Below are 25,886 nucleotides of genomic sequence, written 5' to 3'. Positions count from 1 at the left end.
GCTGGCCGGGATACTCTGCCACCCGGTGCGCCGGCCCCGGTGCGCGGGCGGCCCCGCCGTGGTCGGCCCCGGGGTTTGGGTCTCGGTTGTGTCAGCCCCGGTTGTGTCGGTCCGGGCCGACACGACGGGTTCCTACCCTGGCGGGGTGCAGTCTGAGTCCTTGGCCAGGGTCGCCGCCGTGCTCGCCGAGCCGGCCCGGGCCGCCATGTGCCTGGCGTTGCTGGACGGACGAGCGTGGACGGTGGGCGAGTTGGCCCGGGCCGCCGGGGTGGCGCCCTCCACCGCCAGTGAGCACGTCGCCCGGCTGACCGAGGCGGGGTTTCTCACCGGCGCTCGGCAGGGACGGCACCGCTACGTCCGCCTGGCCGACGCCGAGATCGCCGACCTGGTCGAGCGCCTGGCGCAGCACGCCGAGCAGCGCCCGGTGGTGGGGCTGCGGCCCACGCTGCGGGCCCGCCGGCTCGCGTTCGCCCGGACCTGTTATGACCACCTGGCCGGGGCGTTGGGGGTGGCGCTGCGCGAGGGCATGGTCAGCCGGGGGCTGGTGGACACCAGCACGGGCCTGGCCCTGACGTCTCGGGGACGGTCGGTGCTGGACGAGTTGGGCGTGGTGGTCGCCGACACCGCACGCTCGCGCCGGCCGGTGCTGCGGGACTGCCTGGACTGGACCGAGCGGCGCGAGCACCTGGCCGGCGCGGTGCCAGCGGCCCTGCTGTCCCGGGCGGTGGCGGCTGGCTGGCTGGCGGTGGGTGAGCACCGGGAGGTCCGCGTGCAGCCGTCCGCCCGGCAGCCGTTGTCCGTGCTGGGTGTCCGCGTCGAGGAGCTGGTCGCCGGTGCGGAGGGCTCTGGGTGACTGCTTTTTGTGGCTACTGAAGGCATCAGCTTGTCAGAGCAAGCAACCAGGCCGGCGGGCTCCACCCCCGCGGGTGCCTCGGATGACGAAGCTGGCACCGGGGCTGCCCAGCCACAGGACGGCTGCCGCGACCTACGTGTGCCTCGACCCCCGTAGCGAACTCATCGGCGAACTCTGGCACCCGCAGCGCCGATTTCAGCGCCCGCTGGGCCAAGCACACCGTGCGCCGCCACTCGCGCGGGCGCACGGTCGTCAGCCACCCGGCCGTCGGCCGGATGGACCTGGCGTACGACGACTTCGCGCTGCCCGGCGACCCGCACGTCTGCATCACCACCTAGACCGCGGATCCCGGCACGCCCAGCGCTGACGGTCGCACACTGCTGCCGACCTGGGCCGAGAGCCAGAAGCAGCGGCGGACCCTCAACGAAGTACGCGGTGCCCACCCCCGGTCAGGCCGGCTCGGGTGAGCGGTAGTAGGAGATCGCGCCGGTGCGCTCCAGGTCGTCCTCGCGGATCGCCTCCGCGTCCAGGGCGACCCTGACGGTGTTGCTGACCACCACACCGCCGCCCGGCAGCTCGTCCTGCCAGGACACCCCGAAGTCGTGCCGGTTGATGACCGCCCTCGCCTCGAACCCGACCCGGCGCAGCATCCCCCGGTTCTCCTCCCCCTCCCAGAACGGCGTCTGCCACTGGCCGAGGTAGACCACCTCCAGCGGAACCGACCGGGTCACCCCGCGGATCGTCAGGTCCGCGGTGGCCCAGGCCTGCGTGCTGCCGGTCTGCTCGGTCACCCGCCCGGCGAAGCCGATCGTGGGGAAGTGCTCCACGTCGAAGAAGTCCGCGCTGCGCAGGTGGGCGTCCCGGGCGGGCTCGCCGGTCCACAGCCTGGTGGCGTCGATCTCGCCCTGGAACGTCGTGTCCAGCACGTGTTCGGGGTCGAACCGCAGGCTGCCGTGGATGTCCTTGAACAGCCCCCGCACCCACGTGATCATCATGTGCCGGGCCCGGAACTCGGCCTCGGTGTGGCCCGGCTCGAAGATCCAGGTGGTCATGGCGTCCTCCCACCGGATGTCGTCGGTCGCGGACCCGCCCCGGCCCGCGTGTCAGCGCACCACGCCTCCAGTGTTCGACACCCGTTCGCGGAGCGCATGCGCGGTGTGTGCTCGTCCTCTGTGCTTGGTCGGGGGGTGCGGGTTGAAAGCTACTTTTGGTTGACACTGAAATCACCCTAACGAGTGAATTCCGGGGTGGCTGGGGTGACAGAACCGGAAAGGCCTTGCGTTACCGCCCCCGGCCGCGGGCATCAGCAGGCCCCGGGGCGCGCCGTGGCACGCGACGATTGCGTCGGCGTGTCGCGATCAGCATGCTCAGGGCAGGACGTACCCCTGCCCGACGAGACGAGGGACCATGCCGGACGCTGACGTGATCGTGGTGGGTGGTGGGCTGGCAGGACTGGTCGCCACCGCCGAGCTGGCCGACGCCGGCCGCCGGGTGCTGCTGCTGGACCAGGAGCCGGAGTCGAACCTGGGCGGGCAGGCGTTCTGGTCGTTCGGCGGACTGTTCCTGGTCGACTCCCCCGAACAGCGCCGCATGGGCATCAAGGACTCCGCCGAGCTGGCGCTGCAGGACTGGCTGGGCAGCGCCGGCTTCGACCGGGACCCCGACCAGCCCACCGGTGCGGACCACTGGGCACGGCAGTGGGCCCGCGCCTACGTGGACTTCGCCGCCGGCGAGAAGCGGTCCTGGCTGTACCGGCAGGGCGTGCGCTGGTTCCCCATCGTCGGGTGGGCCGAGCGGGGCGGCTACCTGGCCGACGGACACGGCAACTCGGTGCCCCGCTTCCACATCACCTGGGGCACCGGCCCCGGGCTGGTGGCACCCTTCGTCCGGCGCGTGCGCGCCGCGGTCGACCAGGGACTGGTCACGCTGCGGTTCCGACACCGGGTGGACGAGCTGACCGTGACCAACGGGGCGGTCGACGGGGTGCGCGGCGCCCTGCTGGAGCCCAGCACGGCCGCCCGAGGCACCCGCAGCTCCCGCACCGAGACCGGCCAGTTCGAGCTGCACGCCCCCGTGGTGATCGTGACCTCCGGCGGCATCGGCGCCAACCACGACCTGGTCCGGCAGAACTGGCCGGCCCGGCTGGGCAACCCGCCCCGCCGGCTGATCTCCGGTGTTCCCGAGCACGTGGACGGCCGGATGCTCGCGATCAGCGAGGCCGCGGGCGCCCGCGTGGTCAACCGGGACCGGATGTGGCACTACACCGAGGGAATCCAGAACTGGAACCCGATCTGGGCCCGGCACGGCATCCGGATCCTGCCCGGGCCGTCCTCCCTGTGGCTCGACGCGCGGGGCCGCCGCTTCCCCGCCCCGAACTTCCCCGGCTTCGACACGCTGGGCACCCTCAAGGCGATCAGCGACACCGGCTACGACTACTCCTGGTTCGTGCTCACCCAGAAGATCCTGGAGAAGGAGTTCGCGCTGTCGGGCTCCGAGCAGAACCCGGACCTGACGGGCAAGGACATCCGGCTGACCCTGGCCCGCGTGCGCCCGGGCGCGCCCGCCCCGGTGGAGGCGTTCAAGCAGCGGGGCGTCGACTTCGTCGTCGCCACCACCCTGCCCGAACTGGTCGAGAAGATGAACAAGCTGACCGACGAGCCCCTGCTCGACGCGGCCGAGCTGCACCGGCAGATCGTCGCGCGCGACCGGGAGATCGACAACGCGTTCACCAAGGACCTGCAGGTGGCCGCGATCCACAACGCCCGCCGGTACCTGGGGGACCGCCTGGCGCGCACCGCCACCCCGCACCGGATCCTCGACCCGGCGGCCGGGCCGCTGATCGCGGTCCGGCTCAACATCCTCACCCGCAAGACCCTGGGCGGCCTGCAGACCGACCTGTCCGGCCGGGTGCTGCGCGCTGACGCCACCCCGCTGCCCGGGCTGTACGCCGCGGGTGAGGTCGCCGGGTTCGGAGGCGGCGGCGTGCACGGCTACCGCTCCCTGGAGGGCACCTTCCTGGGCGGGTGCCTGTTCAGCGGCCGGCAGGCCGGCCGCGCCGCCGCCCAGGCGACCGCGGCCTGACCCTCGACACCAACCCGACCACCCGCACCGCGGCGGCCGGCCGTCAGACCGCTGGCGGCCGGTCCTCGAACGGCGTGGACAGCACCACCGTGGTGCGGGTGGACACGTTGGCCGACTCGCGGATCTGCCGCAGCAGCTCCTCCAGGCCGGCCGGTGAACTCACCCGCACCCGCAGGATGTAGGACTCGTCACCGGCCACCGAGTAGCACGCCTCGATCTGCGGCAGGTGTTCCAGCCGCTGCGGGTAGTCGTCCGGCGCCGCCGGGTCGAACGGCGTCAGCGAGATGAACGCGGTGAGCGGCAGCCCGATCTGCTCGCCGTCCAACCGGGCCGCGTACCCCCGCAGCACCCCGCGCTGTTCCAGCCGCCGCACCCGCTGGTGCACCGCCGACACGCTCAGCCCCACGCGTTCGGCCAGGTCGGTGAAGCTGCACCGGCCGTCCACGGCCAGCTCACGCAAGATGGCCCGATCCGTGGGCTCCAGCGGGTTACCCGTGCTCACCGGCCCTCCCCTTCCTGCCGCTCGATGTCGCGCCGCACACGCCTCACCCCGCGCCGCCGCGTCAGGCGGGCAGCGCCACCAGCTCGTGCGGCTGGTTGTTCAGCCGCTCGACGCCGGACTCGGTGACCACCACGATGTCCTCGATGCGGGCGCCCCACCGCTGCGGCAGGTAGATGCCCGGCTCCACGCTGAAGGCCATGCCGGGCTGGAGGGTCAGCGGGTTGCCGCCCACGATGTAGGGCTCCTCGTGCACGTCCAGGCCGATGCCGTGGCCGGTGCGGTGCACGAAGTACTCGCCGAACCCGGCGTCGGCGATGACCTGCCGCGCGGCCGCGTCGATCGCCTCGGCGCTCACCCCCGGCCGGACCGCGGCCACCGCGGCCTGCTGGGCCGCGCGCAGCACCGCGTAGGTGTCCGCCACGTCCGCGTCCCGGGGCTGGCCCAGCACGTAGGTGCGGGTGCAGTCGGAGTTGTAGCCGGAGGCCACCGGTCCCCCGATGTCCACGACCACCACGTCACCCGCCTCGATCACCCGGTCGGAGACCTCGTGGTGCGGGCTGGCGCCGTTGGGCCCGGACCCCACGATGACGAAGGCGGCCTCGGTGTGGCCCTCGGCCACGATCGCGGCGGCGATGTCCGCCCCCACCTCGGCCTCGGTGCGCCCCGGCCGCAGCCACTCCCCCATCCGGGCGTGCACCCGGTCGATGGCCGCGCCGGCCTCGCGCAGCGCCGCGATCTCCGCGGCGTCCTTGCGCATGCGCAGCTCCCGCAGCACCGGGCCGGCCAGCACCTGCTCGGCGCCGGGCAGCGCCGCCCGCATCCGCAGCACGTGCAGCGCCGCCATCATGTCGGCCACCCCCACCCGGCGCGGCTGGCCGTCCGCGGCCCGCACCAGGTCCGCCACCAGCTCATACGGGTCCTGGCCGTCCACCCAGGTCCGGACCGCCACACCCAGCTCACCCAACGGCAGACCGGCGTAGCCGGGCTGTTCCAGCTTGGGCACCACCAGCACCGGCTCGGCCGAGCTGCCCGCGGCGGGCACGACCAGACAGGTGAGCCGTTCGAAGGACTGCCCCCCGGCGCCGATCAGGTACCGCAGGTCCGAGCCTGGCGTGACCAGCAGGGCGGCGACATCGGCCTGGGCCGCGGCACCGGCGGTGCGCTCCAGGCGGGCGCGCAGGGCGGCGACGTCAAGAGTGGCGGTGGTGCTGGTGGACATGAGCGGAAGCCTAGTCGGCGAGATCGGGGCGCGCGTCCGCCGCCTCGCCCAGCCGCCGCCCCCTGTGCGGGGCAGGCCGGAGGTGGGCTGGCAGGCTTGGCGGCGTGAACGCGCCCCTCGTGCTGCTGGACGCGGCCAGCCTGTGGTTCCGGTCCTTCTACGCCCTCCCCGAGTCGCTGACGGCGCCCGACGGCAGCCCGGTCAACGCGGTTCGCGGCTTCACCGACACCCTCGCGCGCATCCTGACCGACCGCCGCCCCGCCCGGCTGGTGGTGTGCCTGGACGCCGACTGGCGACCGGAGTTCCGCGTCGCGGCCCTGCCCTCCTACAAGGCGCACCGGGTGGCCGACACCAGCACCGGCGAGGAGGAGGTGCCCGACAACCTCACCCCGCAGGTGCCGATCATCCTCGACCTGCTCGACGCCGCCGGCATCGCCACGGCCGAGGCGGCCGGCTACGAGGCCGACGACGTGATCGGCACCCTGACCGCGCGGGAGCGGCAGCGGCCGGTCGAGGTGGTCACCGGCGACCGGGACCTCTTCCAGGTGGTGCGCGCCGAACCCACCCCGGCCACCGTGGTCTACGTGGGCAAGGGCTGGGCCAAGGCCGAGGTGCTGGGCCCAGCCGAGCTGGCGGCCCGCTACCAGCTGCCCGCCACCGACCCGGGCTCGGCCTACGCGGACGTGGCCGTGCTGCGCGGCGACCCCTCCGACGGCCTGCCCGGGGTGGCGGGGATCGGCGAGAAGACCGCGGTGAAGCTGATCAACCACTTCGGGTCGCTGGCGGCGGTGCTCGCGGCCGTGCACGACGGCCGGGACCGCGTCCTGAGCACCCGGGAGCGCAACAGCCTCACCGCCGCCGAGGACTACCTGGCGGTGGCCCCCACGGTGGTGCGGGTGGCCACCGACGCGCCGGTGCACCTGGACCGCCCGGACGAGGTGCCGGCCCAGCCGGCCGACCCGCGGCGGCTGGCCGAGTTGGGCCGCCGGTGGGGCCTGGGCCGCACCGTGGACCGGTTGGTGGCCGCACTGGAGCAGGCCGGGCGGGGCTGACCCGCCCGGCCCGGCCGGGGCGGGGTCAGCGGCGAGCGCGGCCACCCCGTGATCGGGTGGGCCGTTGCCGCACCCACGTCGCCCGCCAGTGGTATCCGTCCTGCTCGGCGCGTTCCACCCGGACCTCGACCTCCTCGCCGGCGCGCAGCAGCCGGAACCCGCCCGGACCCAGCCCGGGGCTGGCGGGGTCGATGCCCGAGTAGTGCGTCCAGATCGGACTGTCCACCGCCGGGGACTCGACGACCCCCCAGCCCTCGTCCACGTGCCACTCCCGCACCCGGCCCCGGTGCACCGGGTCGCGCTGCCCTGTCATGGCCCCAGTGTCGACCCCGAGCACCCCACCCGTCGCCGAAAAAAAGGGGGCCCGCCAGGCCGGCGGACCCCCAGGAGGCCGGGGGACGATCAGCTCCGGGCGGGGTCGACGCCGAACGTCGCGGCCAAATCGTCCAGGATCACGTGGGCGCCCTGCAGCCCCACCGCCGTCATCCAGGTGGTGTCGTCCACATCCCGCGTGGCACCGGTGAGCTGCCCCCACAGCGGGTTGGCCTGGAAGCTGTCGCGCTGCCGCGCGGAGTCGCCCTTCTCGTCCTGCCAGGTGCTGACGAAGATCTGGTCCGCGTCCAGGTCGGTGATGCGCTCCGGGCTGAGGTCGACGGCGATCTTGGCCGGGTCGTCGGTCTGCGCGGCCGGGGTCCGGGCCAGACCGGCGTCGGCCAGCACGATCCCGGAGAAGGAGTGCGGGGTGTAGAGCCGCACGGTCTGCTCGTCGGTGAAGCGCACCACCGACACCGTGGGGTTCTTGCCCAGCTTGGCGCGGATCGCGTCGCCGACGCGCTGGGCCCGCCGCTCGTAGTCGCCGATCTTCTGCTCGGCCAGGTCCTCCTTGCCCAGCGCCCTGGCCAGCAGCCGGATGTTCTCCTTCCAGGTGGGGCCGGTGCTGGTCGTGAACACGGTCGGCACCTGGGCGGACAGCTGGGTGTAGAGCGACTCGTGGCGCACCTTGGCCGAGACGATCAAATCCGGTTCGGTGGCCAGGATCTGCTCCACCGACGGGCTGGTCAGGGTGCCGACGCTGACGGCGTCCTTGCCGTAGGTCTGCGCGTCCGCCCCCAAATAGGCCGGCAGCGTGTCCTTGATGCTGCGGTAACTGGTGTAGGCGACCACCTGGGTCTGCAGCGCGATGGCGGCGTCCACGAAGCTCGCGTCCAGCGCGGCCACCCGCTGCGGCTGCTTGTCGATCGTGGTGCTGCCCATGGCGTGCTCGACCGTGCGGGGGAAACCGGCCGCGGTCGCGGCGGCCGAGCCCGAACCGGACACGCCCGCCGCGGTGGTGTCCGCACCGCCCGCGCCGCAACCGGCCAGGCCCACGGTGAGTGCGACCAGGGCTGCCGTGCTGACCCAGCGGACGGGTAGCAGTCGACGCAGGGACGTTCGCATGGGTGCTCCTCGGTGCCCGGTCACGACTCGGCCAGGCGGAACGCTGGTGGGTGGGTGGACAGCGGCCGGCGGGGCACCACCGGGCGTGGCCTCAGGAAAACACCCGGGATGTTAGGCGAGCCTAACCACGCAATCAAGGCGCGTGACCTCGGTGAAACCCACCGGTCCCCACCCCGTCACCCCGCATCAGCCGGCCAGCACCCGCGCCTCGGTCTCCGGATCCACCCCGACCGCGGGACGATCCGGACGCTGCGGTGGCTCTCCACCCAGGCCCCGCAGCCACGCCCAGGTGTCGGCCACCGTCTCCGCGACCGGCCGGCACCGCAGCCCGGCCGCGACCGCCTTGGTCACGTCCGCCTGGTGCAGCATGTCGTACAGCTCGCCCGGCGGGATCCAGATCGGCAACTGCGTCCACGGCTGGATCCCCGCGGCGAGAATCACCTCCGGATCCGTCCAGCGCAGCTCCGCCGCGGCCCCGGTGGCCCGCACACACGCCCGCAGCAGCTCCCCCGTGGTGGTGTGCCCCGGCGGGCTCACCAGGTTGTAGGCGCCGCCCCGGCCGGCCTCGACCGCCTCCAGGGTCCACCCGGCCAGATCACGCACGTCGACGTACTGCAACGGCAGATCGCGCGGCCCCGGCGCCAGCACCGGGCCACCCCGCGCGATGCGCCGCAGCCACCAGGGCAGCCGGCCCACGTTCTCCCCCGGCCCGATGATCAGCCCCGCACGGACCAGCAGCGCCCGATCCCCGAAAACCGCACCCGCCGCCAGCTCACCGCCGCGCTTGGCCCGCTGGTAGTCCACCTCACCGTCATCCGGGGAGGCCTCGACCAGCGGGCCGTCCTCAGCCAACCCGGGCCGCGCCGGATAGGCGTACACCGACCGGCTGGAGATGTAGACGAACCGCCCAACGCGGCCGGCCAGCAGCCGCGCCGCGTCCCGCACCACCCGCGGCGCCCCGCTCCAGGTGTCCACCACCGCGTCCCACGCGCCCCGCTCCAGCGCCGCCAGGCCGCCGGGTGCGACCCGGTCACCGCGCAGCACGGCCACCCCGGGCGGCGGCGCGTGACGGCCCCGGTGGAACACGCTCACCCGCCAGCCCCGCTCCACCGCCGCCTCGGCGATCGCCCGGCCCACGAATTCCGTCCCCCCGAGGATCAACAGCTCCATGCCGCCCGACTCTGCCACCCCACCCGCGCCGCCCCGGCCACTGATCGCTGTGAGCTGACGGATCAGCGCGGACCACTCGACCCGGTCCGACTACCCACCCACACCTGCCCCAGCCGCACCCGCGCCATCCCCCGCCGCCGGGCACTCGCCCTGGCCCACAGCCGGCCGCCCACCCCGTAGCACAGGCCCGCCACCACCAGACCGGCCAGCGCGTCGGCCACGTAGTGGTAGCGGGTGTAGACCACCGCCACGGTCAACCCCACCACCACCGGCACGAGCGCGGCGACCACCCGCCAGCCGTGGATCCGGCGCAACACCAGCAGCACCACCCAGGCCGCGGCCACGTGCGACGAGGGAAAGCACGCGCCCGCCGGATCGGCGTGCGCCATCACGAACTGCTGCGCGGGAACCACCACGTAACCCGACAGGCTCGGCTGCGCGAACACCTCCGCCAACGCGACCACCGGCCCCCGCAACGGCACCACCACGAACCCCAGATAACACACGTAAAGCGCGGCCAACAACAGGCAGACAAACAATTCCAGCTCCCGCCACCGACGCCGCACAACGAGCAACAAAGGCGGCACCACCAACAACGGGTAGTACGCCGAATAACACGCCATCATGATCTCGTTCAACGGCCGCGACGCGATCCGGTCGAACAGGAGATTGGGCTGCGCACCGAACACGACCCACTCCACCGAGATCATCTCCGAATCCAGGAACCGCCCCCACAACACCAGCACGTACCGCTGCACCATCGGGTACAGCAGCGGCACCACCAACAACGGGTACACCAGGTGAAACAGCACCACCCAGGGCCGCGTCGGACAACGCCCCTCCCACACGGCCACCACCAGCACCGACACCGCGAACAGACCGAGGGAACACACCAGCCACCCCCAGTCCGCCACCCTGCCGTGAAACGCCACGACCAACAGCGAAACCACGGTAAGGTACAACAGGGTGAGCACGTCAGCAGGTCGTATCCGCATATCTTCCCCGAACGGGTGAGATCGCCGTTCCCGGGCCATTAACACCAGAAGATCCAGGTGAGAATAACCGTTTTCGCGGGTACGCGTGAAACGGCCGAGAGCAGACGGCACCACACCACCACGTGGGCAAAACACGGCACCGCTGGGGAGGAACGGTATGCCCGACGTCTTCGACAAGTGCCGCACCTGGCACGCCTACGAGACGGTCGTCACCGCCGGCGTGTACCCCTACTACCGCACCCTGACCGACCGCACCGACGCCACCACCGTGCAGATCGAGGGACGCCAGGTGCTCATGGCCGGCTCCAACGACTACCTCGGCCTGTCCACCGACCCCAGGGTCATCGCCGCGGCGACCACCGCCGCCCACCGGTTCGGCACCTCCTGCTCCGGCTCCCGCCTGCTCAACGGCACCCTGACCCTGCACGAGGAACTCGAAGCCCGGCTGGCCGCCTTCCTGCACCGCGAAGCCGCGATCGTCGCCACCACCGGCTACCAGACCAACCTGGCCATCGCCGCCCTGCTCGGCCGCGACGACGTCGTCTTCGCCGACCGCCGCAACCACGCCTCCCTGGTCGACGCCATCCGACTGGGCCACGCCAAGCACCGCCGCTACCGCCACAACGACATGGCCCACCTCAAGGAACTGCTGTCCACCGCCGACCCGGCCGCCGGCCGCCTCATCGTCACCGACGGCGTGTTCTCCATGGACGGCGACCTCTGCGACCTACCCGGCATCGTCGAACTCGCCCAGCAGCACCACGCCCGCGTCATGGTCGACAGCGCCCACGACATCGGCCTGCTCGGCGTCCGGGGCAGCGGCGCCGCCGAGCACTTCCGCCTGGAAGAACAGGTCGACCTGGTCATGGCCACCCTGTCCAAGTGCTTCGGCTCCCTGGGCGGCGTGCTCGCCGGACCAGCCGAGGTCATCAACTACGTGCGCCACCGCAGCCGGTCCATCCTCTTCTCCGCGGCCATGCCACCGGCCAACGCCGCCGCCGCGCTCGCCGCCCTGGACATCATCCGCACCGAACCCGAACGCCGACACCGCACCCTGGACCTCGCCGAGGCCCTGCACAACGGGCTGCGGGCCCTCGGCTTCGACACCGGCCGCTCCGTCAGCCCGGTCGTGCCCGTGCACATCGGCGACGACATGACCTGCCTGCGGTTCTGGACCGAACTGTTCGCCGAGGGGATCTTCACCAACGCCGTCATGCCCCCGGCCGTACCCGACGGCCAGGCCGTCATCCGGGCCAGCCTGTCGGCCCAGCACACCGACAGCCACCTCGCCCGCACCCTCGACGCCTTCGCCGCGGTCGGCCGCCGCCTCGACGTCATCCCACCCATCCCACCCAGCACCTACCAGCCGGTCAGCATCGCCCGCGCCACCTGACCCACCGCTGAGCGGAAAGGGACACCCGCCCGTGCCACAGAGGCCACCTCCCCCGCCGCACACCCACGACGACCAGCTCACCGTCACCCCGGTCCGCACCCGCGCGGACCGCACCGCCTTCATCCGCCAGCCCTACCCCCTCTACCGGGACGACCCGCACTGGGTGTGCCCGCTGGAACACGAACGCCGCGCCTTCCTCAACCCGCGCCGCAACCCGTTCTTCGACTTCGGCGCCGTCCAACTCTTCCTCGCCCGCCGCCACGGCCACCCGGTCGGCCGCATCGCCGCCGTGCTCAACCCCCGCCACAACCAGACCCACGGCACCCAGCACGGCTTCTTCGGCCTGTTCGAGTGCGTCAACGACCAGCCCACCGCCCGCGCCCTCATCAGCACCGCCCAGGACTGGCTGCGCCAGCGGGGACACCACAGCATGCTCGGCCCGGTCAACTTCTCCACCAACCACGAGTGCGGACTGCTCGTGGCCGGCTTCACCGACACCCCCGCCGTCCTGATGCCCCACAACCCCGCCTACTACCCCACCCTGCTGGAGAACTGCGGCCTGACCAAGGCCAAGGACCTGTGGTCCTGGCGGCTGCCCACCACCGCCCCGGTGCGCCGGCTCGCCGCGGTCGCCGACACCGTCCGCCGCCGGGACGGCCTGCGGGTGCGGCCCCTGGACCGCCGCGCCTTCGCCGCCGAGATCGCCCGCGTCAAGGACGTCTACCACAGCGCCTGGCAGCACAACTGGGGCTTCAGCCCGATGACCGACGGCGAGTTCGACCACCTGGCCGCCACCCTGCGCCCCGTGCTGGACCCGGACCTGGTGCGCATCGCCGAGGTGCACGGCCACCCCGCGGGATTCGCCCTGCTGGTGCCCGACGCCAACCAGGCCATCCGCGCCGCCCGCGGCCGCCTGACCACCTGCGGCCTGCCACTCGGACTGGTCCGGATGCTGCGTGCCGCCCGCACCATCCGCCGGGCCCGCGCCGTGGCCGTCGGCGTCAAGGAGCGCTACCGGGGCCGGGGCCTGGAGGTGCTCTTCTACGTCGACCTGCTGCGCGCCGCCCACCAGCGCGGCTACACCGAGATCGACATCTCCTGGATCCTGGAGGACAACCACGCGGCCAACCGGGCCGTCGCCGCGCTCGGCGCGACCCGAACCAAGACCCACCGCATCTACCGCCTGGACGACGCCCCGTGCGCGTCCTGCTGACCGGAGCCACCGGGTTCATCGGCCGCCGCCTGGCAGACCACCTGCTCGCCCGCGGCCAGCCCTTCACCGCCCTGGTCCGCGACCACACCGACCCGGTGGCCACCGCGCTGGCCGCCACCCGCCTGGCGCGGATCGTCCCCGGCGACGTGACCACCGGCGCCGGCCTGGTCCCCGCACTGCGCGACGCCGACTGCGTGATCCACCTGGCCGGCGCCACCACGGCCGCCGCCACCGCCGACTTCTTCCGGGTCAACGCCTGGGGCACCCGCCTGCTGTGCGCGGCGGCCAGCCGCCAGGCACGGCCACCCCGCATCGTCTACTGCTCCTCGCTGGCCGCCGCCGGCCCCACCACCGCCGGCCGCCCGCGCGCCGAACACCAGTCCCCCACCCCGGTCTCCGCCTACGGCCGCAGCAAGCTCGCCGGCGAGCACGCCCTGCGCGGCCACTGCCTGACCCTGCCCGGCATCGTGATCCGCCCACCGATCGTCTACGGCCCCGGCGACCACGACTTCCTGCCCGCCCTGACCGCGATGGTGCGTCTCGGCGCCGTGCTCACCTGCGGGTCCGGTGAGCGGTGGTACTCCCTGATCCACGTCGACGACCTGTGCCGCGCCCTGCTCGCCGCGACCGAACACGGCCACCTGCTGCGGGCGGACTCCCCCACCGCCGGCGTCTACCACGTCAGCGACGGCGTGGAGCACAACCTGCGCGCGCTGGCCACCCGCCTCGCGACCGCCCTGGGCCGCCGCCCACCCCGCCTGCTGGCGGTACCCCCCGCGGTCGCGGCCCTGGCCGCGCACGCCGCGCACGCCCTGGCAGCACCCCGTGGCCGCGCCCCCATGCTCAGCCCGGACAAGCTCCGCGAAGCCCGCTGCCCCGCCTGGACTTGCACCAGCGACCGCGCCGCCGCGGAACTGGGGTTCACCGCCGAGGTCGACCTGGCCGCGGGCCTGAGCGGGCTGCTCGCCGGGCGCGTGGGCTCAGACCGGCACTGACGCCCGCACCACGGCCACCGGGCAGAGCGCGTGGTGGAGCACGGCCTGGCTGGTCGAGCCGAGCAGCATGCCGGCGAACCCGCCTCGGCCGCGCGAGCCCACCACCAACAGCTGCGCGCCGGCGGACTGTTCGAGCAGGGTGCGCACGGGCCGTTCCACGGTGACCAGCGCGCGCACCTCCACCTGGGGGTAGCGCGACTGCCAGACGGCCAGGTGGTCGGCCAGGGCGCGCTCCTCCTCCCCCAGCAGGCTCTCCCAGTCGACGCTGACGCCGGTGAGCCCGAAGACCGTGCCCATGCTGGTGTCGGTCCAGGTGTGCGCCGCCACCAGGGGGACCCCGCGCGCGGCCGCGGCGGCGAAGGCGAACTCGGTGGCGCGGTCACTGGCCGGCGAGCCGTCGACCCCGACCACCACCGGTCCCCGCTGTGGGGGTGGGCTGTCCGGGGTGGGGCCGCGCACGACCACCACCGGGCAGTGGCCGTGGGCGGCCAGTGCCACGGCGGTGGAGCCGACGAGCAGGCCGCTGAACCCGCCCAGGCCACGGGAGCCCAGCACCACGAGGGCGGCGGATTCGGACTCCCGGACCAGCGCCTCGGTGGCCGCCCCGGTCACCAGGTCGGCGGTGACCCGGGCGCCCGGCACGAGGCCGGTCACCGCCTCGCGGGCGGTGCGCAGGTACTGCTCGGCCTGGTCGCGCAGGGCCTGGTGGTACTGGGCGGGCACCGAGGCGACCGGTGGATGGCGAACCAGCGGCCAGATGTCGGCGTGCACCAGCCGCAGCTCGACACCGCGGCGCTCCGCCTCCCGGGCCGCCCAGCACGCCGCGTGCAGGGCCGAGGTCGACCCGTCCACGCCGACGACGACCGCCCGGTTGTCCGCCTGTGCTGTCACGGCTGGTCCTTCCTGTGCCGCGTGCTGTGCGGTCAGGGTGGGCTCCGGCGGAGGTGATCGCATGTCGACGAGGGTTTGTTTTTGTTGCCACTGAAGCAATAGTGACCGAAGCGTAATATGCAGATATCAGTGTCCGAATCCCCGGCGAACACGGACGGGCCTACGGGAGCAGCGCCTCCCCCAGCGCCCGCCAGTGCGGCATGGCGGACTGCCCGGGCCGGACGCCGATCACCTGCACGCCGACGTGGTCGGCACCGGCCCGCAGATGGCCGTGCAGCTTCTCCACAACGGTGTCCAGGTCACCCCAGAACACCAGGTCGTCCACGAGGCGGTCGCTGCCGCCGTGGCTGATGTCCGCCGCGGAGTAGCCCAGGCGGCGGAACTTCGCCACGTTGTACTCGGTCGCCAGGTACGGGTGCAGGTGTTCGCGGGCGATCGCGCGGGCGGTGGTGGCGTCGGACTCGAACACCACGGCGTGCTCGACACCGAGGAAGGCGTCGGGTCCGAGGATCTGGCGCGCCTGGGCGGTGTGCGCCACGTTCACCTTGTAGGTGTGCGCGCCCGCGGACCGGTCCCGTGCCAGCTGGAGCATCTTGGGCCCGTAGGCGGCGAGGATGCGGCGCACGGGCGCGGCCGGGGCCGGGTTCGGCGTCCGCAGCGCGTCCAGCTCGTCGAGGTAGTCGACCATCGCGGTCAGCGGCTTGACCCCGGGCCGGGCCCCGCTGACGCCGAGCCCGAGGATGTGGCGGTCGGGGTAGGCGTCGGCGAGCAGCAGGCTGGCGCCGTGGGTCCAGCGCGCCTCGCGGGACCAGATGCGGGCGATGCCGCTGATGACGTGCATGCGCGTGGTGCACGAGAGCAGGTAGCCCGCGTGGGTTATGGCTTCACGGCCGTCGCGCTCGGGAATCCAGAACGCCCGCCATCCCTGGTCCTCCAGCTCCTGGATGGCGGCACGCATCCGTGCCGCCGGCTGATCCTCGAAGTCGAAGGTCCACACCCCGAACCGCCCGAGGTCCACTCCGGCAATGCTGCCCACTGGGCCTTCCTCCCGTCACACATCCTGATCGACAAATCGGAGTATCGCAGATTCTCGATTTGTCGGGCAACAGGAAGGGCCGCGCCATGCCACGGTCAGCCTCAGAGCGTCTGCCCCAGCACCTCGACGAGCTGCGCGATGCGCTGCTCGTCCCGCTTGTAGTGGGTCCACTTGCCCACCCGCGTCGCGTGGACCAACCCGGCGCGCTGCAGCTCGGCCAGATAGGCGGACACCGTGGACTGGGCCAACCCGACCTTGGCCTGGATGTGGCTCACGCAGACACCGACCTCGTCGGGGTCCGCGATGGCGCCGTCCATCGAGAAGTTCCGCCGCGGCTCGCGCAGCCAGCGCAGCAACTGCAGTCGGATCGGGTTCGACAGCGCCCGCAGAGCAGACACCACGTCAGAGTCTGGAGCAACAGGGGCTTCGGTCACGTGCCGATTGTAGGCGTGGACCGACTTTTCGAGGGACCTCGATACGATCAATCGGCATTTTTGGTTGACACTGAAACAATAGTGCTTGATGGGTAATATGCAGATACTCGTGGTCCGTCCCCGCTGCCGGTCCGGTAGCCTGCCCGCCGTGCGTTTCGTGATCCTGGCTCCGCCTGCCCGCTAGCGGGCGGCCGCTCCGATCTTCGTGTGCTGACGGTGTTGCCGTCGGCCTGGTGAATGCCGCCCGCTGCCCCGGCGGATCGTGTTCTTTCGGCTTTCCACCACGGAGAAACGCATGCGCGCAACGCGTTGTGCCGCGCCCGCCGGGCGCGGTTGGTTGGCCATCTCGGCGGCGGCGGTCTGTTGGGGAACGGGCGGGGCCGCGGCCGCCATCCTGTTCCAGACCAGCGGGCTCGGGCCGGTGGCCGTGACGTTCTGGCGGTTCGCGATCGCAGCCGCCGCACTCGTCCTGGTGCGCCTGGCACAGCGCCAGAACAGCCCACTCCCCCACGGCGAGCCGCGCTCGGGACGCGCGGTGGTCATCACCGGCTGTTGCCTGGCCGTGTCCCAGGCGACCTACTTCGGCGCGGTCGACGCCGCCGGCGTGAGCCTGGGCACGCTCGTGGCGGTCGGCGCCAGCCCGGTGCTGACCGCCGTGGGCAGCCGCTGCTTCCTCGGCGAACCCCTGACCGCCCGCGGCCTGGCCGCGATCGGCATCGCCTCGGGCGGCCTCACCCTGCTGGTCGTCGGCTCCCACCAGGCACCCGCCGGGTCATCCCCCCTGCTCGGCGCTGCCCTGGCCCTGGTGTGCGCGGTCGCCTACTCCGCCGTCACCCTGCTGGGCCGCTCCGGCCGCGGCGGGGGCGCGTCCCTGGGCGCGTTCACCGCGGGCGCGGTGTGCCTGGCACCGGCCGCCGGGTGGCTCGGGCTGTGGACGCCCGAGGCCAGCACCGTGTCGGCGGTGGGCTGGCTGCTGCTCCTGGGCGTGGTGAACACGCTGATCGCCTACCGCTGGTACTTCACCGGGCTGGCCACCGTTCCGGCGGCGACCGCCGCGGTGATCGTCCTGCTCGAACCGGTCGCCGCGACCGGAATCGGGGTGATCGCGCTCGGCGAGCGCCTGACCGGGCCGGCCGCGGTGGGCGGCGGTCTGCTCCTGGCCGCGCTCATCGTGCTGGCCCGGGCCAGCAAGGGCTGAGCGCCGCACGCGGTGCGGGCACCGTCGGGGTGCCCGCACCTCCCCGCAGGGCGCGCCGAGCCGTCAGCCGCGCAGCGGGTCGTAGGCCGTGAGGTCGATCCCGGGGTCCTCGCCCAGCGCCAGCCGGGCGGCGACCGCGCCGACGTAGGGGCCCATGGTCAGCCCGGAGGCGCCCAGGCCGTTGGCGACCACCAGCCCGGCGACGGCGGGCACCGGGCCGAGCAGCGGCCGGATGTCCGGGCCGACGGGGCGGAACCCGATCCTGGTCTCCAGGTGGGTGGCGGACGCCAGGCCCGGTGCCACGGCCAACGCCTCGGTGAGCACCTCGGCCAGACCGGCGGCGGTGACCCGGTGGTCGAACCCGCTGCCGGTCTCCCTGGTGGCCCCCACCACGACCCGGGAGTCGTCAAAGGCCAGCAGGTAGTGGCTGCTGGCCGGCAGCACCACCGGCCAGCGGGTGGTGTCCGTTCCGGACAGTCCGAGGTGGACGATCTGGCCGCGCTGCGGCACCACGGCCAGCCGCACACCCAGCGGCGCCAGCAGGGCCGGCGCCCACGCGCCGGCGGCGACCACCACGCTGTCGCAGGCCACCCGCTCGCCGCCGACCAGCACGCCGCGCACCCGGTCCCGCTCCACGTCGAGTTCGGCCGGCCCGCTCAGGGTGTGCGCGCCCAGCCGGACGGCGGCCCGGCGCAGCGCGTCGCGGAGCCGACGCCCGTCCACCCGTGCCCCACCGGCGACGTGCACGGCCGGTCCGGTGTGCCCGAGTGGCGGGAACATCTCCCTGGCCTGCTCGGCGCTGACCACGCTGACCGCACCGGCCAGTCGGGATTCGGCCGCGCGCGTGGCGGTGCGCTGGTAGATCGAGGCCACGTCGGCGTCGGTGGCCAGCCGCAGGGCGCCGACGGTGCGGTGGCCGACGTCGGGCTCACCGTCCTCGGCCAGCGCGGCCAGCAGGTCGGGATAGTGCTCGGCGCCGGCCCGCGCCAGCCGGTACCAGTGTGGATCGTCCACAGCGGACGACCACGGGCAGACGATGCCGGCTCCCGCCGCGGTGGCCTGCCCGTCGCGGCCGGCGTCCACCATGATCACCTCGGCGCCGGCCCGCGCCAGCCGGTAGCCGGCCGCGGCGCCGGCCACCCCTGTTCCCACCACGGCGACACGCGTCACTGCCCGCCCCTTCGCTGTTCTCGCCACCAGTTCTCCCGGGCCGGCGCACTGCGGGCCGCGCGGGGAGAACTCCTGCCCAGCCGCACGCTACCCGGTGACGCTGCGCCAGCACCCGGCCACGCCTGGCCGGCGGACGGGGGCGGTGGTGGCCGATCCGGTGCGGGCCGGGCAGACTCACCAGACGTGGCGGGTGTGCGCAGTGCCGGTGTCCTGGTGTTCCGACGGGTCAACGGACCGTTGGAGCTGCTGATCGGGCACATGGGCGGGCCCTTCTGGCAGCGGCGGGACGCGGGCGGGTGGTCGATCCCCAAGGGCGAGTGCGCGCCGGACGAGGACCCGCTGGTCGCGGCGCAACGGGAGTTCCGCGAAGAACTCGGGCTGCCGGTGCCCGCGACCGGGGGGTTCGTCGCACTGGGTGAGGCTCGGCAGTCCAGTGGCAAGGTGGTGGCGATCTGGGCGGTGCAGGGCGATGTCGACCCCGCCGCCGTGGTTCCCGGAACCTTCGCGCTGGAGTGGCCGAGGGGATCGGGCCGCATCCAGCAGTTCCCGGAGATCGACCGCGTCGCGTGGTTCGACCCCGACCAGGCCAGGCAGAAGCTGGTGGCCGGCCAGCGGGTCTTCGTCGACCGGCTGGTGGACACCCTCGGTTGACCCGTCGCCAGGACGCGTCGGGGGCGGCCGGTGCGGGTGTGGTGCTCAGTTCATCCGCTCTTCACAGTTCGTAGTTCGGTGGTTAAAGTATTGGGAGCGCTCTCAGGAGCTGCCCGGCGCTCGTCCACAGTCCTCAACGAGGAGGCAACCGTGGCTGGCACGTCGTCGTCCTGCTCATCCCCCACCGCCCCGCGCGGAGCGGACCGGCGCCGCTGCTCCTGCCACGGATGGGCTTGCCCGCGCGGGTGAGCGCGTCCCACTCGCCAGCGGACTGGCACCACGCCGCGTCGCCGCGGGCACAGCGCGGTCGGCGTCGGCGCACCGGATGAGGAAGACCGGACCCAACCCGAGAACACTCACCACCGGACTTGGCGGTCACAATGTCTTCTCCTGCACGCGTTGGCAGAAAGCTCGTCGTTCGCGCGCTGACCGTGGTACTGGGCGCACTGGCGCTGGTCAGCACGACCCTGGTGGGCAGCGCGTCCGCCCACGGGTCGGTGACCGACCCGCCGTCGCGCAACTACGGCTGTTGGCAGCGGTGGGGCAGCAACTTCCAGGACCCCAGCATGGCGACCAAGGACCCGATGTGCTGGCAGGCCTGGCAGGCCGACCCGAACGCGATGTGGAACTGGAACGGCCTGTACCGCGAGGGAGTCGCGGGCAACCACCAGGCCGCCATCCCCGACGGGCAGCTGTGCAGCGCCGGGCACACCCAGAGCGGGCGGTACAACGCGCTGGACAAGCCAGGGAACTGGACGGCCGCGCAGAAGAGCCGCAACTTCACCCTGAACATCTACGACCAGGCCCTGCACGGCGCCGACTACTACCGGGTCTACGTCACCAAGCAGGGCTTCGACCCCACCACCCAGCCGTTGGGCTGGGGCAATCTCGAACTGGTCGCCCAGGTCGGCAAGACTCCGCCGACGAGCAACTTCACCATCAACGTCAACGCCCCCGGCCGCACCGGCCGCCACATCGTGTACACGATCTGGCAGGCCAGCCACATGGACCAGTCCTACTACTGGTGCAGTGACGTGATCTTCAGCTGATCAGCGTGGTGGCGGGACCACTGGCCCCGGTCCCGCCACCACGTCGTCCACTGTGGACTTCTCAGAGCGCGGGTTGGGCGGCCAGCGGCTGGTCGTGGCGGCGGACCAGCACGCACTCCATCGCGGCTTCCCGGAAGAACTCGCGGGCGCCCTCCGGGGTGTTCATGTCCCTGGGCTTGGCCAGGTAGGGCTCCAACTGCCGCTCGAACTCGCGCACCTCCACCTGGCGGCTCATGTGCGCGGCCACCTGCGGCAGGCTGCCCTCGACCTCGATGACCCGCACGGCCATCCCCTTGCCGACGAAGGCCATCGTGCCCAGCAGGTGCCCCACGACGTTGCCCTCGCCGTCGGTCACCTCGAAGCGCGGGCGTCCGCTGGCTCGGAACAACTCCTTGACCGTGTCCTCGTTACCGGGCTTGAGCGGGTAGAACAGCGCGTGCCAAGTGGACATGTCGGCAACCTCCTGTCAGGCCGGCGCTCTGGATGGCCCAGGGCCGTCGTCACCGCCAATGGTCACCGGCCACTGTGGACTTCGCCATCGACGGGCACCACCCGACGGGTGACGCCCTCGGCCCGCCCGCGCACCCGGGGCGGTCGGTTCACCCCAGGTCGGCCCAGGGTGCTGGTGGCGCCGAGGCGAAGAAGCGCAGCAGGTTCAGCAGTCTGCTGGCGGGTGGGGCGCTCCAGTGCCGGTGGTCGGGCCGGGCGGCGGAATCGCGCAACCGGGTGAGCGCCCAGACGAGGTGGTGCCAGAGGATCCGCGCCTCCCACCGATCAGCGGCCCCGGGCACGCCGTGCCCGAGGCCCTGGCGGTAGCCGTCCAGCATGGCGGGAACACCGCGCAGCGGGATCTTGGCGAACTCCACCGCGGGGTCGGCCCACTGGGCATCGCCCCAGTCCACGATGCCGGTGAGCGTCGCGCTCGCCGGCGCGACGAGCAGGTTCTGCGGGGCGATGTCGCCGTGCACCAGCACGTGCGGCGGATCGGGCGGCAGGTGGGTGGCGAGCCGGTCGAACCAGCCGGTGAGCCATCGCGCGGCGTCGCGGTCGAGGTGGCCCTCGGCCCGCAGCCGGCCCACCAGGTCCCGGGGGTCCTCACCCGCGTCGTCGGCGGGTACCGAGGGCAGCTCGGCCGCCCGGCTGGCGGTCAGCCGGTGCAGCTTGGCCAGCTCCCGCCCCACCTGCTGGAACACCTGCCCGGCCTCGGTCTCGGCGCGGTCGAGTTGGGCCAGGTCCGCGCCTGGTGTCCGGACGAGCACCAGGTAGGGCAGGTCCAGCAGGGACCGGCTGTCGTCAAAGGCGACCACGGCGGGGGTGCGCACGCCGACAGCGCGCGCGGCGGGGATCACCTCCACCTCCTTGCGCAGGTCGGGGACGAACGCCGGGGTTCGCGGGATGCGCAGCACGAGTTCCTCGCCGAGCAGGAAGACGTGGTTGGCCACACCGGGGTGGGCGGGCCGCACCCGCTCGGCGGGGACCCGGTGGCGAGCCGCGATCGCGGCGATCGTCTCCCGTCCGGGCTGTCGGGTGTCCATGGCCGATCATGGTGACACGCGCCCGGCCCGGGGGCCGGCGGCGGACGGCCGCCGCCTCGCTGGCGGCTGTCTGACTCGTGCCAGGGCCCCGGCCTCATCCCTCCACTGTGGCCGGTGCGGGGTCGTGGGTGGCCGGGCGCGCGGTGGTCTGCTGGCGGACGACGAACCGCAGGGACCTGGCCTCGGTCATGCAGTCGCGCATGGGGCGGGCCAGTTCGCGGTGGCCGGGGCTGCGTTCCCAGGCCTCGAAGTCGGCGAGGGTCCGCCACTCACTGGTGATCAGCCACTGCTCGGGGTCGGCCGGTGACTGGCAGACCTGGTCGACGAGGTGGCCGGGCACGCCCTCGGCGACCTCGTAGCGGATCTGCTCGTAGGCGCGCAGGAAGTCCTCGGTGCGCGCGCGGGGCACCCGGATGAGGAACACCACCCGGGCGCGGGGATCGTTCTGCTGTTCGTTCACGCTGCTCGCTCCTGCCTGGCCGCGCCGTTGTCGGCGCTGGTGTTCGCCTCGCCGTCACCGCTGCTCGTGGTCTCCACCCCGCACCGGCGGATGACCAACACGCTGTTGAACCCGTCGAAGCCCCGCGCCCCGATCATGGCCACGTCCGGTCTGGTCCTGCGGGGCGCGCTGACGAAGTCGAGCCCGTGGTCGGTCCTGGGGCGGCGCAGCCCGGCGAACGGGGGCAGCACCCCGGTCCGCATGGACAGCAGCGCGGTGACCACGTCCAGCGCTGACCCGCCCTGGTAGAGCCGGCCGACCAGGGACTTGTAGCTGGTGACCGGCACGCCCCGGGTGCCGAACACCTCCCGCAGCGCGGCGGCCTCGGTCGCGTCGTAGCTGGGCACCCCGAGGGCGTCGGGAACGAACAGGTCCACGTCACCGGGGCGCAGCCCGGCCCGGTCCACGGCCAGGCGCATGGCCCTGGCGTACTGGCTCACCGATCCCCCGCTGCCCCGGCGGGTGTGGGCGCCGTCGTGGGTGGCGGCCCAGCCGATGATCTCGCCGTACAGGGTTGTCGCGCCCCGGGCCAGCGCGTGGTCCAGGTCCTCGACGATCAGCGCGGCACCGCCCTCGCCGGGGACGTGCCCCTGAGCGTCCTCGTCAAAGGGCAGGTAGGCGCGCTGTGGGTCGCTGTGGGTGCTCAGCCACCCGTTGCGCTGCTGGCAGGACAGCGCATAGGGGCTCAGCGGCGCCTCCAGGCCACCGGCGATCACCACCACGCTGCCGCGCCGGATCAGCCTGGCCGCGTGCGCCAGGCTGTCCAGTCCCCCGGCCGCTTCCGAGACGATCACGCTGGACTGTCCCTTGGCCTGGTGGCGGATGGACAACTGGCCGACGGTGGCCGCGTAGAACCAGGCGATGGACTGGAAGGCGCCCACCGTGCGGGAGGGCTGGCTCCACAGCCGCTGCAGTTCCCGCTGCCCGAACTGGTTGCCGCCGGAGGAACTGGCCATGATCACGGACAGGTCGTAGGGGTCGAGTTCGGTGGGGTCGATACCCGCGTCGGCCAGCGCCTGGGCCGCGGCCACGAACGCCATCCAGGTCCAGCGGTCGGTCTGCACGATCAGCCGGCCGTCGACCTGGCCGGTGACGTCGAAGTCGGCCACCTCCCCGGCCACGGTGGTGGCGTAGGGGCTGGGGTCGAACAGGGTGATGCGGCGCAGCCGGTTGCGCTGTTCGACCACGGTGTCCCAGTGTTCACCGGGGCTCATGCCGCTGGGCGCCACCACACCCAGGCCGGTGATCACCGCGCGCCCGCTCATCCCGCCCCCTCCCCCGGCTTGGCGAAGATCATCGCCGACTGGAAGCCGCCGAACCCGCTGCCCACCGACAGGGCCACCCGGACCGGCAGTTCCCTGGCCACGTTCGGGGTGTAGTCCAGGTCGCATTCCGGGTCCCGGTTGGCCCAGTTCGCCGTGGGCGGCACCACGTCGTACTCGATGGCCAGCGCGCAGGCGGCCATCTCGATGGAACCGATGGCGCCCAGCGAGTGGCCGATCATCGACTTGATGGAGCTGATCGGTATGTCGTAGGCGGTCTGGCCGAGACTGCGTTTGAAGGCCGCGGTCTCGTGCCGGTCGTTCTGCCGGGTGCCCGACCCGTGGGCGCAGATGTAGGAGATGTCCTCCGCGTTCCACCGGCCCTGCCGCAGCACGTCGTCGATGGCCATGGACATCTCCAGGCCGTCCGGCCGCAGCCCGGTCATGTGGTAGGCGTTGCCGCGCGAGGCGTACCCGGACACCTCGCAGTAGATGTGCGCGCCCCGGCGCCGCGCGTGGTCGAGTTCCTCCAGGATCAGCACGGCCGCGCCCTCACCGAGCACGAAACCCTTGCGGTCGCGGTCAAAGGGCCGCGACGCGTGTTCCGGGTCGTCGTTGTCGGGGGTGGTCGCCTTGATGGCGTCGAAGGAGGCCGCGGTCACCGGGGACAGCGGTGAGTCCGAGGCGCCCGCGATCATCACGTCGGCCTCGCCGTCCTGCACCAGGTGGAAGGCGTGGCCGATGGCGTCGATGCCGGAGGTGCAGCCGGTCGAGACGACCAGGGCCGGCCCGTGCACCCCGTAGCGGCAGGCGATGTCCGCGGCCAGGCTGCTCGGCACCAGCGCCTGGTAGAGGAACGGCGTGGTGCAGTCGGGGTCGACCAGCCACAGTCGGCCCGAGTCGCTGGCCACCACGTACTCGGACTCCAGCGCGGTGGTGCCGCCCACGGCTGAGCCCATGGCCACGCCGGTCCGGTCGAGCAGGTCCTCCCGCCACTCCACGCCGCTGTCCGACAGCGCCTCGGCCGCCGCGGCCAGCCCGAACTGCACGTACCGGTCCGACCGGCGCTGGTCCAACGGGGACAGTCCGGCCTCGGCCGGGTCGAAGTCGCACTCGGCGGCCACCTGGGAGCGGAACGGGGTGGGGTCGAACAGGGTGATCCGGCGGGTGGCGGTCCGCCCGTCGGTCAGGCACGACCAGAACGCCTTTCTGGTCACACCACCGGGTGCGACCACACCCACACCGGTCACCACGACACGGCGGGGTCGGCTGGTCATGCGTGCCTCGCGGTGAACTCGGCCGCCTGCTCGGCGGTCTCGGTGTCGACGTGGCCGAGGTCGGGCCGGGGCGCCAGCGGGCCGAGGTGGAAGACCGCCTGCACCGGCTCGTCACCGTGGTTGCGCAGCCGGTGGCGGACCTTGATCGGCACCAGCACGCCCTGCTCCGCGCCGACCACGACGGGCTCGTCGTCGAGGTCCACGGTGAGCGTGCCGCGCACGACGTAGAGGAACTCCTCGCTGTAGGGGTGGTAGTGCTCGGCGATGGCCTCGCCGGGCGCGAGGACGGCCACTCCCATGAAGCCCGAGGTGCTGCCCACCGTCTTGGGGCCGAGCAGCACGCGGATGGCCGCGCCGCGGCGGTGGTCGGGCGGAATGTCCCGGACGGAGACGGTCCTGTGAATGGTGGCGCTCATCGTCGCTTCTCCTGTCGTGGTGACTGCGTGGACTCCGACCGGGGTCTGGGCGGCCCGGGGTGGCCGCCCAGACCCCACCCAGTTCTCTAGTGGTCTCCGGTCGCGCTCACGCGCGCGGCGGCTTCGATCTTGGTCTTGATCACGTCCAGCTGGATCTTGGAGTTGGTGTTGATCCGCTCGGTCATCTGCTCGTCGTCGACGGGGGCGTCCGGCTTCATGGCGAAGTCCTGGAACCAGGTCATCCGGGTGGCGGCACCCTCGTCCTGGTAGACCCAGCGGATGTTCATGTAGGCGAACGGTCCGGTCTCCACGCGGCGCGCCACCACCGTTCGGGTGCCCCGGTTGGGCGTGCGTTCGCTCACCCAGCTCCAGATCCGGCCCTGCTCGTCCGGGTGCATGGTGAGCCGGAAGACCACGGTGTCGCCCCGGCGTTCGACGATCTCGGCCGAGGCGTACTCGGTGAACAGGGTCGGCCAGTTCTCCACGTCGTTGGTCATGTCCCAGACGATGTCGAACGGCGCGTCGATGACGATGGAGTTCTCGGTCTGTCCGGGCATG

General features: G+C 72.8%; 28 protein-coding genes. 10 read left to right on the top strand and 18 right to left on the bottom strand.

Annotated elements, in window-relative coordinates:
* Positions 1–145: 145 nt before the first annotated feature.
* Together LX83_RS22180 and LX83_RS37960 are read left to right on the top strand one after the other, a co-directional pair.
* Complete coding sequence (locus LX83_RS22180) at positions 146–853, top strand: ArsR/SmtB family transcription factor (protein ID WP_253774475.1); 708 nt, start codon at positions 146–148, stop codon at positions 851–853.
* A 122-nt stretch (positions 854–975) separates the two neighbouring features.
* Positions 976–1,191: an MmyB family transcriptional regulator gene (locus LX83_RS37960; RefSeq protein WP_301328708.1), complete on the top strand. Its 216-nt coding sequence runs from the start codon at positions 976–978 to the stop codon at positions 1,189–1,191.
* A 111-nt stretch (positions 1,192–1,302) separates the two neighbouring features.
* Here LX83_RS37960 and LX83_RS22170 read toward each other — a convergent pair whose 3' ends face one another.
* Positions 1,303–1,905 (bottom strand): YceI family protein, encoded by a 603-nt coding sequence (locus tag LX83_RS22170; RefSeq protein ID WP_253774471.1) that lies wholly within the window; start codon positions 1,903–1,905, stop codon positions 1,303–1,305.
* 355 nt (positions 1,906–2,260) lie between these two features.
* Between LX83_RS22170 and LX83_RS22165 the strand changes: the two genes are divergently transcribed.
* On the top strand, positions 2,261–3,934 hold the full coding sequence (locus tag LX83_RS22165) for an FAD-binding dehydrogenase (RefSeq protein ID WP_253774470.1): 1,674 nt from the start codon (positions 2,261–2,263) through the stop codon (positions 3,932–3,934).
* Positions 3,935–3,977: 43 nt separating this feature from the next.
* On the opposite strand, the gene LX83_RS22160 is transcribed toward LX83_RS22165, so the two are convergent.
* Both LX83_RS22160 and LX83_RS22155 read right to left on the bottom strand, forming a co-directional pair.
* Positions 3,978–4,436 (bottom strand): Lrp/AsnC family transcriptional regulator, encoded by a 459-nt coding sequence (locus LX83_RS22160; protein WP_407649639.1) that lies wholly within the window; start codon positions 4,434–4,436, stop codon positions 3,978–3,980.
* A 61-nt stretch (positions 4,437–4,497) separates the two neighbouring features.
* Positions 4,498–5,655 (bottom strand): M24 family metallopeptidase, encoded by a 1,158-nt coding sequence (locus LX83_RS22155; RefSeq protein ID WP_253774468.1) that lies wholly within the window; start codon positions 5,653–5,655, stop codon positions 4,498–4,500.
* 104 nt (positions 5,656–5,759) lie between these two features.
* On the opposite strand from LX83_RS22155, the gene LX83_RS22150 reads away from it, so the two are divergent.
* Positions 5,760–6,707 carry a 5'-3' exonuclease gene (locus LX83_RS22150; protein WP_253774466.1) on the top strand — a complete coding sequence of 316 codons (948 nt, stop codon included), beginning with the start codon at positions 5,760–5,762 and terminating at the stop codon, positions 6,705–6,707.
* 25 nt (positions 6,708–6,732) lie between these two features.
* On the opposite strand, the gene LX83_RS22145 is transcribed toward LX83_RS22150, so the two are convergent.
* From LX83_RS22145 to LX83_RS22130, 4 genes are all read right to left on the bottom strand, one after another.
* Entirely contained in the window at positions 6,733–7,020 is a 288-nt protein-coding gene (locus LX83_RS22145) for a cold shock domain-containing protein (protein ID WP_253774464.1), read from the bottom strand.
* Between the two features lie 89 nt (positions 7,021–7,109).
* A complete protein-coding gene (locus LX83_RS22140; RefSeq protein WP_253774462.1) occupies positions 7,110–8,144 on the bottom strand; it encodes an ABC transporter substrate-binding protein in 1,035 nt (344 codons plus the stop codon).
* 186 nt (positions 8,145–8,330) lie between these two features.
* Positions 8,331–9,314, bottom strand: a complete 984-nt coding sequence (locus LX83_RS22135; protein WP_253774459.1) for an NAD-dependent epimerase/dehydratase family protein — start codon at positions 9,312–9,314, stop codon at positions 8,331–8,333.
* Between the two features lie 62 nt (positions 9,315–9,376).
* Entirely contained in the window at positions 9,377–10,486 is a 1,110-nt protein-coding gene (locus tag LX83_RS22130; protein ID WP_253774457.1) for a phosphatase PAP2 family protein, read from the bottom strand.
* Here LX83_RS22130 and LX83_RS22125 point away from each other — a divergent pair.
* The 3 genes from LX83_RS22125 to LX83_RS22115 are packed head-to-tail and all read left to right on the top strand — an operon-like array spanning position 10,467 to position 13,910.
* Complete coding sequence (locus tag LX83_RS22125; RefSeq protein ID WP_253774455.1) at positions 10,467–11,702, top strand: aminotransferase class I/II-fold pyridoxal phosphate-dependent enzyme; 1,236 nt, start codon at positions 10,467–10,469, stop codon at positions 11,700–11,702. The two genes, LX83_RS22130 and LX83_RS22125, sit on opposite strands and share 20 nt — an antisense overlap.
* 31 nt (positions 11,703–11,733) lie before the next feature.
* On the top strand, positions 11,734–12,915 hold the full coding sequence (locus tag LX83_RS22120) for a GNAT family N-acetyltransferase (RefSeq protein WP_253774453.1): 1,182 nt from the start codon (positions 11,734–11,736) through the stop codon (positions 12,913–12,915).
* The gene (locus LX83_RS22115; RefSeq protein WP_253774451.1) at positions 12,900–13,910 is read left to right on the top strand and encodes an NAD-dependent epimerase/dehydratase family protein; all 1,011 of its coding nucleotides are present in this window, start codon (positions 12,900–12,902) and stop codon (positions 13,908–13,910) included. The genes LX83_RS22120 and LX83_RS22115 overlap by 16 nt, the downstream gene beginning before the upstream one ends.
* On the opposite strand, the gene LX83_RS22110 is transcribed toward LX83_RS22115, so the two are convergent.
* The 3 genes from LX83_RS22110 to LX83_RS22100 form a co-directional block, all read right to left on the bottom strand.
* Positions 13,896–14,801: a universal stress protein gene (locus tag LX83_RS22110; RefSeq protein WP_253774448.1), complete on the bottom strand. Its 906-nt coding sequence runs from the start codon at positions 14,799–14,801 to the stop codon at positions 13,896–13,898. The genes LX83_RS22115 and LX83_RS22110 overlap by 15 nt on opposite strands.
* A 160-nt stretch (positions 14,802–14,961) precedes the next feature.
* Complete coding sequence (locus LX83_RS22105) at positions 14,962–15,819, bottom strand: TIGR03620 family F420-dependent LLM class oxidoreductase (RefSeq protein WP_253774712.1); 858 nt, start codon at positions 15,817–15,819, stop codon at positions 14,962–14,964.
* 119 nt (positions 15,820–15,938) lie between these two features.
* The gene (locus LX83_RS22100; protein ID WP_253774446.1) at positions 15,939–16,271 is read right to left on the bottom strand and encodes an ArsR/SmtB family transcription factor; all 333 of its coding nucleotides are present in this window, start codon (positions 16,269–16,271) and stop codon (positions 15,939–15,941) included.
* A 295-nt stretch (positions 16,272–16,566) separates the two neighbouring features.
* On the opposite strand from LX83_RS22100, the gene LX83_RS22095 reads away from it, so the two are divergent.
* Positions 16,567–17,469, top strand: coding sequence for a DMT family transporter (locus tag LX83_RS22095; RefSeq protein ID WP_253774444.1), 903 nt, complete (start codon positions 16,567–16,569; stop codon positions 17,467–17,469).
* Between the two features lie 63 nt (positions 17,470–17,532).
* Here the strand turns inward: LX83_RS22095 and LX83_RS22090 are convergent, their stop codons facing one another.
* Entirely contained in the window at positions 17,533–18,639 is a 1,107-nt protein-coding gene (locus LX83_RS22090) for an NAD(P)/FAD-dependent oxidoreductase (protein ID WP_253774442.1), read from the bottom strand.
* 183 nt (positions 18,640–18,822) lie between these two features.
* On the opposite strand from LX83_RS22090, the gene LX83_RS22085 reads away from it, so the two are divergent.
* Positions 18,823–19,290, top strand: a complete 468-nt coding sequence (locus tag LX83_RS22085) for an NUDIX domain-containing protein (protein WP_253774440.1) — start codon at positions 18,823–18,825, stop codon at positions 19,288–19,290.
* A gap of 380 nt (positions 19,291–19,670) precedes the next feature.
* Positions 19,671–20,339, top strand: a complete 669-nt coding sequence (locus LX83_RS22080; protein ID WP_253774438.1) for a lytic polysaccharide monooxygenase auxiliary activity family 9 protein — start codon at positions 19,671–19,673, stop codon at positions 20,337–20,339.
* A gap of 61 nt (positions 20,340–20,400) precedes the next feature.
* Here LX83_RS22080 and LX83_RS22075 read toward each other — a convergent pair whose 3' ends face one another.
* The 7 genes from LX83_RS22075 to LX83_RS22045 all read right to left on the bottom strand — a co-directional run bounded on the left by LX83_RS22075 (position 20,401) and on the right by LX83_RS22045 (position 25,885).
* Positions 20,401–20,790, bottom strand: coding sequence for a SchA/CurD-like domain-containing protein (locus LX83_RS22075; RefSeq protein ID WP_253774436.1), 390 nt, complete (start codon positions 20,788–20,790; stop codon positions 20,401–20,403).
* A gap of 148 nt (positions 20,791–20,938) precedes the next feature.
* Positions 20,939–21,874 (bottom strand): phosphotransferase family protein, encoded by a 936-nt coding sequence (locus tag LX83_RS22070; protein ID WP_253774434.1) that lies wholly within the window; start codon positions 21,872–21,874, stop codon positions 20,939–20,941.
* Positions 21,875–21,968: 94 nt separating this feature from the next.
* On the bottom strand, positions 21,969–22,334 hold the full coding sequence (locus tag LX83_RS22065) for an antibiotic biosynthesis monooxygenase family protein (RefSeq protein WP_253774432.1): 366 nt from the start codon (positions 22,332–22,334) through the stop codon (positions 21,969–21,971).
* Positions 22,331–23,638: a beta-ketoacyl synthase N-terminal-like domain-containing protein gene (locus tag LX83_RS22060; protein WP_253774430.1), complete on the bottom strand. Its 1,308-nt coding sequence runs from the start codon at positions 23,636–23,638 to the stop codon at positions 22,331–22,333. The genes LX83_RS22065 and LX83_RS22060 overlap by 4 nt, the downstream gene beginning before the upstream one ends.
* Complete coding sequence (locus LX83_RS22055) at positions 23,635–24,912, bottom strand: beta-ketoacyl-[acyl-carrier-protein] synthase family protein (RefSeq protein ID WP_253774428.1); 1,278 nt, start codon at positions 24,910–24,912, stop codon at positions 23,635–23,637. The genes LX83_RS22060 and LX83_RS22055 overlap by 4 nt, the downstream gene beginning before the upstream one ends.
* A complete protein-coding gene (locus tag LX83_RS22050; RefSeq protein WP_253774426.1) occupies positions 24,909–25,328 on the bottom strand; it encodes a cupin domain-containing protein in 420 nt (139 codons plus the stop codon). The genes LX83_RS22055 and LX83_RS22050 overlap by 4 nt, the downstream gene beginning before the upstream one ends.
* Before the next feature lie 86 nt (positions 25,329–25,414).
* Positions 25,415–25,885 (bottom strand): SRPBCC family protein, encoded by a 471-nt coding sequence (locus LX83_RS22045; protein ID WP_253774424.1) that lies wholly within the window; start codon positions 25,883–25,885, stop codon positions 25,415–25,417.
* Position 25,886 lies beyond the last annotated feature (1 nt).

Origin of the sequence: Goodfellowiella coeruleoviolacea, from assembly GCF_024171785.1 — a bacterium.
GTDB lineage: Bacteria > Actinomycetota > Actinomycetes > Mycobacteriales > Pseudonocardiaceae > Goodfellowiella > Goodfellowiella coeruleoviolacea.
The sequence above is the reverse complement of the archived record's forward strand: the minus strand, read 5'-3'. Positions and strand labels throughout refer to the sequence as shown.